The 11905-nt window shown below is 73.6% G+C and carries 11 protein-coding genes; 2 read left to right on the top strand and 9 right to left on the bottom strand.

The window, feature by feature from the left end:
* Positions 1 to 21: 21 nt before the first annotated feature.
* Genes AB0K80_RS29395 through pdhA form a run of 3 tightly spaced genes read right to left on the bottom strand, consistent with a single transcriptional unit; the run spans position 22 to position 3670 of the window.
* On the bottom strand, positions 22 to 1533 hold the full coding sequence (locus AB0K80_RS29395) for a dihydrolipoamide acetyltransferase family protein (RefSeq protein WP_365674819.1): 1512 nt from the start codon (positions 1531 to 1533) through the stop codon (positions 22 to 24).
* On the bottom strand, positions 1533 to 2537 hold the full coding sequence (locus AB0K80_RS29390) for an alpha-ketoacid dehydrogenase subunit beta (protein WP_365674817.1): 1005 nt from the start codon (positions 2535 to 2537) through the stop codon (positions 1533 to 1535). The genes AB0K80_RS29395 and AB0K80_RS29390 overlap by 1 nt, the downstream gene beginning before the upstream one ends.
* The gene (gene pdhA, locus AB0K80_RS29385) at positions 2534 to 3670 is read right to left on the bottom strand and encodes a pyruvate dehydrogenase (acetyl-transferring) E1 component subunit alpha (RefSeq protein ID WP_365674816.1); all 1137 of its coding nucleotides are present in this window, start codon (positions 3668 to 3670) and stop codon (positions 2534 to 2536) included. The genes AB0K80_RS29390 and pdhA overlap by 4 nt, the downstream gene beginning before the upstream one ends.
* Positions 3671 to 3859: 189 nt before the next feature.
* Here pdhA and AB0K80_RS29380 point away from each other — a divergent pair, with 189 nt between their 5' ends.
* Positions 3860 to 4345 carry an Lrp/AsnC family transcriptional regulator gene (locus tag AB0K80_RS29380; RefSeq protein ID WP_365674942.1) on the top strand — a complete coding sequence of 162 codons (486 nt, stop codon included), beginning with the start codon at positions 3860 to 3862 and terminating at the stop codon, positions 4343 to 4345.
* 21 nt (positions 4346 to 4366) lie between these two features.
* Here the strand turns inward: AB0K80_RS29380 and AB0K80_RS29375 are convergent, their stop codons facing one another.
* The 3 genes from AB0K80_RS29375 to AB0K80_RS29365 all read right to left on the bottom strand — a co-directional run bounded on the left by AB0K80_RS29375 (position 4367) and on the right by AB0K80_RS29365 (position 6869).
* Positions 4367 to 4675 carry a hypothetical protein gene (locus AB0K80_RS29375; protein ID WP_365674814.1) on the bottom strand — a complete coding sequence of 103 codons (309 nt, stop codon included), beginning with the start codon at positions 4673 to 4675 and terminating at the stop codon, positions 4367 to 4369.
* Positions 4676 to 4764: 89 nt separating this feature from the next.
* Entirely contained in the window at positions 4765 to 5355 is a 591-nt protein-coding gene (locus AB0K80_RS29370) for a TetR/AcrR family transcriptional regulator (protein ID WP_365674812.1), read from the bottom strand.
* Positions 5352 to 6869, bottom strand: a complete 1518-nt coding sequence (locus AB0K80_RS29365; RefSeq protein WP_365674810.1) for a 3-hydroxyacyl-CoA dehydrogenase — start codon at positions 6867 to 6869, stop codon at positions 5352 to 5354. Before AB0K80_RS29365 ends, AB0K80_RS29370 begins: the two co-directional genes overlap by 4 nt.
* 159 nt (positions 6870 to 7028) lie before the next feature.
* On the opposite strand from AB0K80_RS29365, the gene paaN reads away from it, so the two are divergent.
* Complete coding sequence (gene paaN / locus AB0K80_RS29360) at positions 7029 to 8720, top strand: phenylacetic acid degradation protein PaaN (RefSeq protein WP_365674808.1); 1692 nt, start codon at positions 7029 to 7031, stop codon at positions 8718 to 8720.
* Between the two features lie 111 nt (positions 8721 to 8831).
* Here the strand turns inward: paaN and AB0K80_RS29355 are convergent, their stop codons facing one another.
* From AB0K80_RS29355 to AB0K80_RS29345, 3 genes are read right to left on the bottom strand one after another with little or no spacing between them, the layout of a single operon-like run.
* Complete coding sequence (locus AB0K80_RS29355; RefSeq protein ID WP_365674806.1) at positions 8832 to 9587, bottom strand: TrmH family RNA methyltransferase; 756 nt, start codon at positions 9585 to 9587, stop codon at positions 8832 to 8834.
* Entirely contained in the window at positions 9584 to 10801 is a 1218-nt protein-coding gene (locus AB0K80_RS29350; RefSeq protein WP_365674804.1) for an HTTM domain-containing protein, read from the bottom strand. The genes AB0K80_RS29355 and AB0K80_RS29350 overlap by 4 nt, the downstream gene beginning before the upstream one ends.
* The gene (locus tag AB0K80_RS29345; RefSeq protein WP_365674802.1) at positions 10798 to 11709 is read right to left on the bottom strand and encodes a DUF5819 family protein; all 912 of its coding nucleotides are present in this window, start codon (positions 11707 to 11709) and stop codon (positions 10798 to 10800) included. Before AB0K80_RS29345 ends, AB0K80_RS29350 begins: the two co-directional genes overlap by 4 nt.
* Positions 11710 to 11905: the final 196 nt, after the last annotated feature.

Below are 11905 nucleotides of genomic sequence, written 5' to 3'. Positions count from 1 at the left end.
GACTCCGGGCGGCCCTCCGGGTCACAGGGTCCGCAGCAGTACCGCCGGCTGTTCCACGCAGTCCGCCACGTAGCGCAGGAAGCCGCCCGCCACCCCGCCGTCGCAGACACGGTGGTCGAAGGTGAGGGAGAGCTGGACGACCTGCCGTACGGCGAGCTCGCCCTCGTGCACCCACGGCTTGGGGACGATGCGGCCGACGCCCAGCATGGCCGCCTCGGGGTGGTTGATGATCGGGGTGGAGCCGTCGACCCCGAAGACCCCGTAGTTGTTCAGGGTGAAGGTCCCGCCCGTGAGGTCCGCCGGGGTCAGCGTCCCGGCCCGGGCCGCCTCGGTCAGCCGGGCGAACTCCGCGGTCAGCGACTCGGCGTCCCGCGTGTGCGCGTCCCGCACGACGGGCACCACGAGCCCCCGCTCGGTCTGCGCGGCGAAGCCCAGATGGACGTGGTCGAACCGGACCACCTCCCTGGCCTGCGTGTCGACGGTGGAGTTCAGCTCGGGGAAGCGGGCCAGCGCGGCGGTGCAGATACGGGCCAGCAGGGCGATGAGGGAGATCTTCGGCCCGCCGGCGGCGTTCATCGCGGCCCGGGCCCGCATCAGCTCGGTGGCGTCGGCGTCCACCCAGCAGGTCGCGTCGGGTATCTCGCGGCGGCTGCGGGAGAGCTTGTCGGCGACGGCACCCCGGACGCCCTTGAGGGGCGTGCGGACACCTCCGGCGAGCGCGGCGGCGGGGGCCTGCGGCGCGGTGGCCGGTGCCACGTGGGGGCGGTGGGACGGCTCGGTGGCCGGGGCGGCGGCCACTCGCGCGGGGGACGGTTCGGGCGCCGGCCGGGCTGCCGGGCGGCCCTGCGCGGCGGCGGCCCGCAGCGCGTACTCCACGTCCGCCCGCAGGATCAGCCCGTCCGGGCCGGAGCCGGTCAGCTCCCGCAGGTCGATGCCGTTCTCCCGGGCGAGCCTGCGTACCAGGGGCGAGATCACGGGCACGGGCCCGTCCGCCGGGTCGAGGGGCCGGGTCTGCCCGTTTCCGTCGGCCCCGGCCTGCCCGTCCGTGTCGACTCCGGCCTGCCCGTCCGCGTCGGTCCTGGTCCGCCCGTTCGCACCGGCCGGTGCGGCGAGGGCGGCGGAGGCGAGCGGCCCGGGCCGGACCCGGCGTCGCCGTGCGGGTGCCTCGGAGGTGCCGTATCCCACGAGCACGTTGCCCGAGCCCTCGGCCGGGGACTCGGCGTTCGGCTCCTGCGCGTGCCCGGCCCGGAGGCCCGAGTCCCCGGCGGCGCCACCACCGGAGGCCGGTGCGCCCACGGCGACCGTCAGCAGCGGGGCGCCGACGGGCAGTTCCTCGCCCTCCTGCCCGAAACGGGCCGTGACCACCCCGCCGTAGGGGCAGGGCACCTCCACCATCGCCTTGGCCGTCTCGACCTCGACGACCGGCTGGTCCACGGCGACGACGTCGCCGACCTGCACCAGCCAGCGCACGATCTCCGCCTCGGTCAGCCCCTCACCGAGGTCGGGGAGCTTGAACTCCAGCACCTGTGCCATCAGCTCTCGGCCTCCCACTGCAGGCGCCCCACGGCGTCCAGGATCCGGTCCACACCGGGCAGGTGGTGGCGCTCCAGCATCGGCGGCGGATACGGGATGTCGAACCCGGCCACCCGCAGCACCGGCGCCTCCAGGTAGTGGAAACAGCGCTCCGTGACGCGGGCCGCGATCTCCCCGCCCGGGCCGCCGAAGCCGCCCGACTCGTGGACGACGACCGCGCGTCCCGTCCGCCGCACCGAGGCGCACACCGTCTCGTCGTCGAACGGCACCAGGGACCGCAGATCGACGACTTCGAGGTCCCAGCCCTCGGCCCGGGCCGCCTCCGCCGCCGCCATGCAGACGGGCAGGGACGGCCCGTACGTCAGCAGCGTGGCGCTCCGGCCGGAGCGCCGCACCACCGCGCGGCCTATCGGCTCGACGGGCGTCGGCTCCTCGGGGTTCCAGGCGTCCTTCGACCAGTACAGCCGCTTGGGCTCCAGGAAGACGACGGGGTCGTCGGAGGCGATGGCGGCGCGCAGCAGCCCGTAGGCGTCGGCGACGGTGGCGGGCGTGACGACATGGAGCCCCGGAGTCGCCATGTAGTACGCCTCGGAGGAGTCGCTGTGGTGCTCGACGCCGCCGATGCCGCCGCCGTAGGGGACGCGGACCGTGATCGGCAGGGGCATCTTCCCGCGGGTGCGGTTGCGCATGCGGGACACGTGCGAGAGCAGCTGCTCGAACGCCGGGTAGGCGAACGCGTCGAACTGCATCTCCACCACCGGGCGCAGCCCGTACATCGCCATGCCGACGGCCGTGCCGAGGATGCCGGCCTCCGCGAGCGGGGTGTCGGTGCAGCGGTCCTCGCCGAACTCCTTGGCGAGTCCGTCGGTGACGCGGAAGACGCCGCCGAGGGTGCCGACGTCCTCGCCGAGGACGTGCACGTCCGGGTCGGCGGCCATGGCGTCGCGCAGCGCACGCGTGAGGGCCTGCGCCATGGTGGCCGGCTTGACGGCGACGGTGGTCATCGGGGCGCCCCTTCCGACTCGGCCTCCAGCTCGGCCCGCAGCTGCTCGCGCTGCTCGCGCAGCTGCGCGGTGGGCTCGGCGTAGACGTGGGCGAACAGGTCCATCGGGTCCAGGACCGGGTCCTGGTTCATGTGCTCGCGCAGGGCGGCGGCCATGGTCTCGGCGTCCTGGCGGGCCGCTTCGATGCCCGCCTCGTCGAGCCAGCCGCGCGCGGTCAGCTCGTGCTCCAGCAGCAGGATCGGGTCGTGCCGCCGCCAGGTCTCCACCTCGGCGTCGCCGCGGTAGCGGGTCGCGTCGTCGGCGTTGGTGTGGGCGTCGATCCGGTAGGTGACCGCCTCGACGAGAGTGGGTCCGCCGCCCGCACGCGCGTGCCGTACGGCGTCGGCGAGCACCTCGTGCACGGCGGCGGCGTCGTTGCCGTCTACCAGGCGGCCGGGCATGCCGTAGCCGACGGCCTTGTGGGCCAGGGAGGGGGCCGCGGTCTGCTTGGCGAGCGGGACGGAGATGGCGAAGCCGTTGTTCTGGACGAGGAAGACGACCGGGGCCTGCCAGACGGCGGCGAAGTTCAGCGCCTCGTGGAAGTCGCCCTCGCTGGTGCCGCCGTCACCGACCATGGCGAGGGCTACCACGTCGTCGCCCTTGAGGCGGGCGGCGTGCGCGAGTCCGACGGCGTGCGGCAGCTGGGTGGCGAGCGGGGTGCACAGCGGCGCCACCCGGTGCTCGTAGGGGTCGTACCCGGTGTGCCAGTCGCCGCGCAGGAGGGTGAGCGCCTGGACGGGGTCCACGCCGCGGGCCACGACGGCGAGCGTGTCGCGGTAGCTGGGGAAGAGCCAGTCCTGCTCCTGCAGCACCAGCGCGGCGGCGACCTCGCAGGCCTCCTGGCCGGTGCTGGAGGGGTACACGGCGAGGCGGCCCTGCTTGGTCAGTGCGGTGGCCTGCGCGTTGTACCGGCGGCCGCGCACCAGCTGGGCGTACAGCGTCCGCAGCAGCTCCGGGTCGGCCTTCGCCGCCGCCTCGGTGCCCAGCACGCGGTACGGCTCGGGGTCGGGCAGCAGCGGCGCGGGGTCGGTGCGGGGCTGCCAGGCGGGCGGCGGCGTGGGCCGATACGCGCCACGCTGCTCCATGACCGTCATGACGGCACCTCCTCGGGGGAGCGGCTTCGCAGGCGTGTCGCCTGTGACACGCCTCACCTACCGATTGTTCGGTCGCCGGCACATTTTGGCTATGGGTGCCCTCAGGCTGTGGACAAACGGTTCTCCACAGCCTGAGATGGACGCAGTACGTCCATGCTAGGGAGGCGGGGGCAGGTGGCATCTGAACAAATGGCCGAGGTCGCGCAGGACAGCGCCCCCCTGCCGCCGCCGCGCCCCCTGGACGCCATCGACCAGGACATCCTGCGGATGCTCCAGGCGGACGGCCGCGCCTCGATCCGGTCGGTCGCCGAGCGGGTCCACGTCTCCCGGGCGAACGCGTACGCCCGCATCAACCGGCTCGTGGAGGACGGGGTCATCCGGGGCTTCGGTGCCCGCGTCGACCACGAGCGGGCGGGCCAGGGGACGTCCGCGTACATCACCCTGAAGATCGTCCAGAACTCCTGGCGCACCGTGCGCGAGCAGCTCAGGCAGCTCCCGGGCGCCTCCCACATCGCGCTGGTGGGCGGGGACTTCGACGTGCTGCTGCTGGTGCACACCTCCGACAACCGCGCGCTGCGCGAGCTGGTGCTGACGCGGCTCCAGGCCATCCCCGAGGTGCTCAGCACCCGCACGCTGCTGGTGTTCGAGGAGGAGGACCTGGAGCCGCAGAGCTGAACCGGCCCGGGGACCCGTCCGTCAGCCGGAGGCCATCGCCAGACCCATCAGCACGGCGAGCAGCAGCGGGACCAGCGCGCAGCCGATGCCGGTGCCCGCCGCGGCCATCCGCAACCCGCGCAGGGACCGGCGGTGCGGCAGCAGCCAGGACAGCGCCAGCAGGCCGGCCGCCCAGTAGAGAACGCCCCCGAAGGCGCCGGGTCCGTCCTGGGAGACGAACCAGCTGTACTCCAGCGCCAGGAGCGGCAGACCGGGCAGGGTGGCCACGAGGGGCGCCCGCCACCACGTGCGGTGGGCGGCGGACGGGGGCGGCAGGTCATCGTCGAGCATGCGCCCCACCCCATCACCGCCGGGCGGCCGGGCCATCGGGACGTGTACTCATCCCGCCCACGCGCGCGTACTCACGCCGCGGGCCGGTGTCAGCCGGCCTTGCGCAGCCCCCCGAAGGCCAGCTGCACCACCGCGTCGGCCACTTCGCGCTCGCCCATGCCGCGCACGTCCGGCCGGTACCACTCCACGATCGAGTTGATCATCCCGAAGACCAGCCGGGTCACGAGCCGCGACTCTATGTCGCCGCGTACCTCCCCGTCGGCCGCCGCCGCCTTCAGCAGCTCGGCCACCCGGTGGTCGAACTCGCGCCGCCGCTCCAGCGCCCACCGCTCGGTGTCGGTGTTGCCGCGCACCCGCAGCAGCAGCGTCACGTACGGCAGCTCGGCGATGAGCACCTCCACCATGCGCCGTACGACGTACTCCAGGCGCTCGGCGGCGCTGCCCACGCGCGCGTGCTCCTCGTCGAGGATGGCGAACAGCCCGTCCAGGGCCCGGCTCACGGCGCGGCGCAGCAGCTCCTCCTTGCCGGTGACATGGTGGTAGATCGACGACTTGGAGATGCCGGCCGCCTTGGAGAGGTGCTCCATGGAGGTGCCGTCGTAGCCGCGTTCGTTGAACACCTGGACGGCTACGGACAGCAGCGTCTCCGGGGTGTACGTGTCGCGTCTGGCCGTGGTCATGAGGCGGTGCCCTCCCGCTTGTCGGAGGCGTGCGCGTGGCGGTACAGCGCGAGGGACGGCGCGTAGCGGCCGCAGGGGTCGCGCAGGTGCAGCTCGTCGAGGAGCCCGTAGGCCCAGTCGCGGCCGAGCCGGCGGCTCCACTCGAAGGGGCCCAGCGGGTAGTTGACGCCCAGGCGCATCGCGGTGTCGATGTCCTCCTCGGTGGCCACGCCCTTGGCGACGGCGTCGTGCGCGAGGTCGATGATCCGGGCGACCGTACGGGCGACGATCATGCCGGGGACGTCCCCGATGACGCTGACCTTCTTGCCGAGCGCCTGGAAGAGGCCGGTGGCCTCGGCGAGGGCCTGGGGAGAGGTGTCCTGGGAGGCGGACAGGGCGATGCGGGTGGCCTTGCGGTAGTCCAGGGCGAGGTCGAAGTAGACGACGTCGCGGAACTCCGCCGACGTCTGCCCGTCGGCGAGGACCAGCTGACCGCCGCTCGGCAGCACCAGGCGGGTGCCGTTGTCCTCGTCCTCCTCGCGGACCTGCACGCCCGCCTCGCGGATCATCGCCGGCAGCTCGCCGGCCGGGCCCAGGTCGCCCTCGGCGACGACGTACGCGGGCGGCTTGTGCTGCTCCGCGGTGTGCGGCTCGGGGCGCTCGGCGCCGTCCCGGTAGTCGTACCAGCCCTGCCCGCTCTTGCGGCCGAGCCGGCCCGACTCGACCAGGCGCCGCTGCGCGAGGGAGGGGGCGAAGCGCACGTCGCGGAAGAACGACTCCCACACCGAGTGCGTGACGGACTCGTTGACGTCCTGCCCGATGAGGTCGGTCAGCTCGAAGGCGCCCATCCGGAAGCCGCCGGACTCGCGCAGCACGGCGTCGATGGTGGCCGCGTCGGCGCCCTGGGACTCGTGGACCGCGAAGGCCTCGGCGTAGAAGGGCCGGGCGATGCGGTTGACGATGAAGCCCGGGGTGTCGGCGCACGCGACGGGCGTCTTGCCCCAGGCGCGGGCGGTCTCGTACGCGCGCGTGGCGGAGGTGACGTCGGTGGCGGACCCGGAGACGACCTCGACCAGCGGCATCAGCGGGGCGGGGTTGAAGAAGTGCAGGCCGACGAGGCGGCCGGGGTGGCGCAGGGCGCCGCCGACGGCGGTGACCGACAGGGACGAGGTGTTGGTGGCGAGCAGGCAGTCGTCCGCGACGAGGCCCTCGAGCTCCCGGAACAGCTCCTGTTTGACGTCCAGCCGCTCCAGCACGGCCTCGACGACCAGGGCGCAGTCGGCGAGTTCGGCCAGGGTCGCGGCGGGCAGCAGGCGGGCGCGGGCCGCGTCGCGGTCGGCGGGGGTGAGCCGGTCCTTCTCGACGAGCCGGTCGAGCCGGGCGCCGATCGCGTCGGCCGCCTCCCGCGCGCGGCCGGGGACGGCGTCGTAGAGCCGCACGGGATGGCCCGCGACCAGCGCGACCTGGGCGATGCCCTGGCCCATGGTGCCGGTGCCGACGACGGCCACGGGGCTGCTGAGGTCGAGTGCTGTCATGTGCGCGATCCTCCCGCACGGGGTTTTCCACAGATGCGGCGGACCCCCTTGAACCGACCGATCGTTCGGTTACTCTAACCCTGACCGCCTGTTCCTGCCCATGTTTCTGCCAGGTCATGAACTCGACGACGAGTTCTCAAGACGAGGAGTTGGTCCCGCATGGCCGCCGAACTCACCGCGCACGACCTCATCGCCAAGCACCGGCCCACCCTCGACCAGGCGCTCGAAGCGATCCGCACGCGCGCGTACTGGTCCCCGCACCCCGAGCACCCCAAGGCCTACGGTGAGAACGGCAGCCTGGACGCCGCAGCCGGCAAGGCCGCCTTCGACGCCCTGCTCGGCACCCGCCTCGACCTCGGCCAGCCCGGCACGGACGACTGGGTGGGCGGCGAGGTCTCCCCGTACGGCATCGAGCTGGGCGTGACCTACCCGCACGCGGACATCGACGTGCTGCTGCCCGCCATGAAGGCCGGGCAGCGCGCCTGGCGGGACGCGGGCGCGGAGCTGCGCGCGGCGGTCTGCCTGGAGATCCTCAAGCGGATCAGCGACCGGACGCACGAGTTCGCGCACGCGGTGATGCACACCTCCGGCCAGGCGTTCATGATGGCGTTCCAGGCGGGCGGCCCGCACGCCCAGGACCGCGGCCTGGAGGCGGTGGCGTACGCGTACGCGGAGCAGGTCCGCACCCCGGAGGCGGCGGAGTGGACCAAGCCGCAGGGCAAGCGCGACCCGCTCGCGCTGCGCAAGCAGTTCACGCCCGTGCCGCGCGGCATCGGCCTGGTGATCGGCTGCAACACCTTCCCGACCTGGAACGGCTACCCGGGCCTGTTCGCCTCCCTGGCCACCGGCAACGCGGTGCTCGTCAAGCCCCACCCGCGCGCGGTGCTGCCGCTCGCGCTCACCGTGCAGGTCGCCCGCGAGGTGCTCGCCGAGGCGGGCTTCGATGCGAACCTGGTGGCGCTGGCCGCCGAACGCCCCGGCGAGGGCATCGCCAAGACGCTCGCGGTGCGCCCGGAGATCAGGATCATCGACTACACGGGCTCCACCTCGTTCGGCGACTGGCTGGAGGCCAACGCCCGCCAGGCCGAGGTGTACACGGAGAAGGCCGGCGTCAACACGGTGATCGTGCACTCCACGGACGACTACAAGGGGATGCTGTCCAACCTGGCGTTCTCCCTGTCGCTGTACAGCGGCCAGATGTGCACCACCCCGCAGAACCTGCTCATCCCCCGCGAGGGCATCACCACCGACCAGGGCCCCAGGTCGTACGACGAGGTGGTCGCCGACCTGGCGAAGGCGGTGGACGGTCTCCTCGGCGACGACGCGCGGGCCAACGCCCTGCTCGGCGCCATCGTCAACCCCGACGTCAAGGCCCGCCTGGAGGCCGCCGCCGGCCTCGGCGAGGTCGCCCTGGCCTCCCGCGAGATCGGCAACCCGGAGTTCCCGGACGCGGTGGTGCGCACCCCGGTGATCGTCAAGCTGGACGGCGCCAAGCCGGACGCCGAGGCTGCCTACATGAGCGAGTGCTTCGGGCCGGTGTCCTTCGCCGTCGCGGTCGACTCGGCGCCGGACGCGGTGGAGCTGCTGCGGCGCACCATCCGCGAGAAGGGCGCCATGACAGTCGGCGCGTACACAACCGACCCGGAGGTAGAGGAGGCCGTCCAGGAGGTCTGCCTGGAGGAGGCCGCCCAGCTCTCCTTCAACCTCACCGGCGGGGTGTACGTCAACCAGACGGCCGCCTTCTCCGACTTCCACGGCTCGGGCGGCAACCCGGCGGCGAACGCGGCGCTGTGCGACGGGGCGTTCGTGGCCAACCGCTTCCGGGTGGTGGAGGTCCGCCGGGAGGTCTGAGGGGACGCGGGCACCGGGACGGCGTTGTCACTGCCCGTGCCTGTGTGCCGAGATCCACGACGGTCTCGGCACACAGGCGCGGAACACCGCGGTCCTGCCCTCCGGGCGGCGCTAGGCGGTGGGCGAGGCGCCGCCGGTGGCGCTCCAGTGGTACAGCGTCATGGCCACGCTGGTGGCGAGGTTGTAGCTGGAGACCTGGGGGCGCATCGGCAGGGCCACGAGGTGGTCGGCACGCGCGCGGAGCTCGGCGGACAGACCGCTGCGCTCGGAGCCGAAGGCGAGCAGCGCCTCGTCCGGCAGCTTCAGGCCGCGGATGTCCTCGCCCTCCGGGTCGAGCGCGAACACCGGCCCGGGCGGCAGCTCGGCCACGTCCAGCCGTTCCACCACCGTAGCGAAGTGCAGCCCGGCCCCGCCGCGCACCACCGTGGGGTGCCAGGGGTCCAGCGTGCCGGTGGTGACCACCCCGGTCGCGCCGAAACCGGCGGCCAGCCGGATCACCGCCCCCGCGTTGCCCAGGTTGCGCGGGTTGTCCAGGACCACGACGGGGGCGGTGCGGGGCAGGTGCGTCAGCTTCTCGAGGTGCGCCGCGCGGGAGGGACGTACGGCCAGGGCGGCCACGGCGGTGGGGTGCGGGCGCGGCACGAGGGAGGCGTACGTCGCCTCGGAAACCTCCGTCAGCAGCGCGTCCAGGGTGTCCCGGACGTCCGGGGCCAGCTCGTCGGCGAGGGCCAGCGCGGCCGGCCGGCCGGTGGTGACCGCGACCGGCACCTCGGCGCCGAAGCGCACGGCGTGCTTGAGGGCGTGGAAGCCGTCCAGCAGGACGGCGCGGCCGGCCAGGCGGTGCCAGGAGGTCACGGGGTCGGTCATGCCGTGAAGCCTACGTGCGGGTGGTCGGAGCTCTCCTCGGCCCGCTGCCCGGGCGGTGCCGTACGGCCGCTGCCGCCGCGCCGTACCAGCCGTGCACGCGCGCGTGCCGCCCACCCGCCCAGCCGGCGCAGGAAGGACGTCGGCAGGAACACCGCGTCCGCCGCGATCATCGCCAGGGAGAAGAACGGCAGGCCCAGCACGACGGCGATCACGGCGTGCTCGGTCATCATCACGGCCAGCAGGACGTTCTTGACCCGCCGGTTGAACAGCGTGAACGGGAAGGCCACCTGGACCAGGACCGTCCCGTAGGTCACCAGCAACACCATCGTGCCGCTGGCGGACAGCAGGTCGGCGAGGGCCGGCCAGGGCGAGAAGTACTCCAGGTGCAGGGGGTAGTAGACCGCGGTGCCGTCCTGCCAGCGGGAGCCCTGGATCTTGTACCAGCCGGCCGTGGCGTAGATCAGGCACGCCTCGGCCATGATGACGAACAGGGCGCCGTTGTGGACGATGTTGGCGATCACGTCGAGCAGGATGCGCGGCTGAGCGGTCCGCGCACGGCGGCCGGCCAGCCACCACAGGGCCTGCCCCAGCCACACGCCCCACAGGATCGCCGGTATGAGCCGGTCGCCGTCGAGCCGGCCCGCCAGGGTCACCCCGGCCAGGACCGAGCCGAGGACCGCCCACAGCGCGGGACCGGCCCGGTCGGCGATCCGCTCGCCACGCGCGCGTGCCGCCCGTGCGCGCCGGGCCCGCCGCGCGTCCAGCGACCACACCTGGCCGCAGCGCGTGAACACCAGGTAGACCGACATCAGGTGCAGGACGTTGTCGCCGCCGTCCCCCATGAAGACGCTGCGGTTCTGCAGCGACAGCACGCCGACCATGAACAGCACCGACAGGGTGCGGGTGCGCCAGCCCAGCGCCAGCAGCGCACTGGCCAGGATCGCCAGCGCGTAGACCGCCTCGAACCACAGCCGGCCGCTGGACCACATCAGGGCGGTGAAGGCGCCGTTGCCGCGGATCAGCTGTTCGGCGAGGTCCCAGCTCCAGGGCCCGTCGGGGCCGTACAGCTCCTCGCGGTGCGGCAGTTCGCGCAGCAGGAACAGCAGCCAGGTCCCGGCGAAGCCGATACGGACCACGGCGGTCTGGTACGGGCCGAGCGCGGACTCGGTGACGCGGGCGATCCCGCGCGACAGGCCCAGGGCCAGGCGGTTCACCGCACGCCTCCCTCGGCCTCGGCCTCCGGCACCGGCCACCACGGCAGCTCGCGGTACACCGGAGTCGTCGCGACCTGCTCACGGCTCCACTCGGGCGGGGGCACGTTGGTGGTGCGCGAGCGGAACTGGACGCGTTCGAGGCGACCGCCGGGCCCGGCCGCGTCGTCCCGGTCCAGGCGCAGCACCCCGATCCGGCGCAGATACGCCTCCGCCAGCGCGCCCCGCATCCCGGTCGGGCGGTTGGAGCCGTCGTGCGTGGCGACGAAGAAGTCCCAGGCCCGGCGCAGTTCGTTCTGCTGGGTGTGGCTGGGCAGCAGGTTGCCGTCGATGGCCCGGCCGTCCTGGGCGGACAGGTCGTACCAGCCGGTGGTGCGGGCCTCGCCGCCGGCCGTGCGGATCTCGGCACGGACCTGGACGGAGATGTTCTGCTGCAACGGGTTCGGCGCGAAGAGCTTCCAGTTCTGCTCGAACTCGGGGTAGATCCACTCGTCGATCGTCCTGCCGTGCTGCTTGGTGAGCGTGTTCGGCGGCGCGACGTGCAGGAACGTCATGCCGAGGTGCGCACAGACCCCGACCGCCACGGCCGCGAGAGCGAGGGCGACGCCGATCCGGTAGGGGAGGGACAGGGCTGCTACGCCCGTGCGGGGCTCGGGTGGCGGCGCGAGAGCGTACGGGGTGGGGTTGTCGTGCGGTTCCCCGGGCCGGGACTGCGAACGCTCGCGCGGTTCCTCGGGCCCGGATTGGCTGGGCTCGTGCGGCGGGCCGGGACGGGACGGGGACTGCCGGGACTCGTGCGGCTGGTCGGCGGTGGCCGGCTCGGTGCCGGGGAGGGGGCGCCCGGGGGCTGCCGGGCTCTGCGGCTCGGCCGGCCCGCGCCGGGCGTGCGAGCCGTTGTCGTACGCGTCCATCTCGCCCCGTTCCCGATTCGGCCGGTTCCCCTTTGGGCCGGTTGCCGCTTCCGCCGGCTGCCGATCCCGCCGGTTCCCGATTCCGCTTCCGCTTCAGCCGGTCCCGGTCCCCGGTCCGGGTCCGGTCCGACCCGTTCCGTTTTCCGTCCGGTCCGGCCGACGGCCCGGTCCTCGTTCCACTGCCGGGCACAGGGAC

The sequence above is a fragment of the Streptomyces sp. NPDC052682 genome (assembly GCF_040678435.1).
Taxonomy (GTDB): domain Bacteria; phylum Actinomycetota; class Actinomycetes; order Streptomycetales; family Streptomycetaceae; genus Streptomyces.
The sequence above is the reverse complement of the archived record's forward strand: the minus strand, read 5'-3'. Positions and strand labels throughout refer to the sequence as shown.

Excerpts from the sequence above, each read along its gene's own strand:
- AB0K80_RS29365 (WP_365674810.1), bottom strand. The coding sequence starts at position 6,869 with ATGACAGCACTCGACCTCAGCAGCCCCGTGGCCGTCGTCGGCACCGGC.
- AB0K80_RS29355 (WP_365674806.1), bottom strand. The coding sequence starts at position 9,587 with ATGACCGACCCCGTGACCTCCTGGCACCGCCTGGCCGGCCGCGCCGTC.
- AB0K80_RS29345 (WP_365674802.1), bottom strand. The coding sequence starts at position 11,709 with ATGGACGCGTACGACAACGGCTCGCACGCCCGGCGCGGGCCGGCCGAG.
- AB0K80_RS29390 (WP_365674817.1), bottom strand. The coding sequence starts at position 2,537 with ATGACCACCGTCGCCGTCAAGCCGGCCACCATGGCGCAGGCCCTCACG.
- AB0K80_RS29380 (WP_365674942.1), top strand. The coding sequence starts at position 3,860 with ATGGCCGAGGTCGCGCAGGACAGCGCCCCCCTGCCGCCGCCGCGCCCC.
- pdhA (WP_365674816.1), bottom strand. The coding sequence starts at position 3,670 with ATGACGGTCATGGAGCAGCGTGGCGCGTATCGGCCCACGCCGCCGCCC.
- paaN (WP_365674808.1), top strand. The coding sequence starts at position 7,029 with ATGGCCGCCGAACTCACCGCGCACGACCTCATCGCCAAGCACCGGCCC.
- AB0K80_RS29395 (WP_365674819.1), bottom strand. The coding sequence starts at position 1,533 with ATGGCACAGGTGCTGGAGTTCAAGCTCCCCGACCTCGGTGAGGGGCTG.
- AB0K80_RS29375 (WP_365674814.1), bottom strand. The coding sequence starts at position 4,675 with ATGCTCGACGATGACCTGCCGCCCCCGTCCGCCGCCCACCGCACGTGG.
- AB0K80_RS29370 (WP_365674812.1), bottom strand. The coding sequence starts at position 5,355 with ATGACCACGGCCAGACGCGACACGTACACCCCGGAGACGCTGCTGTCC.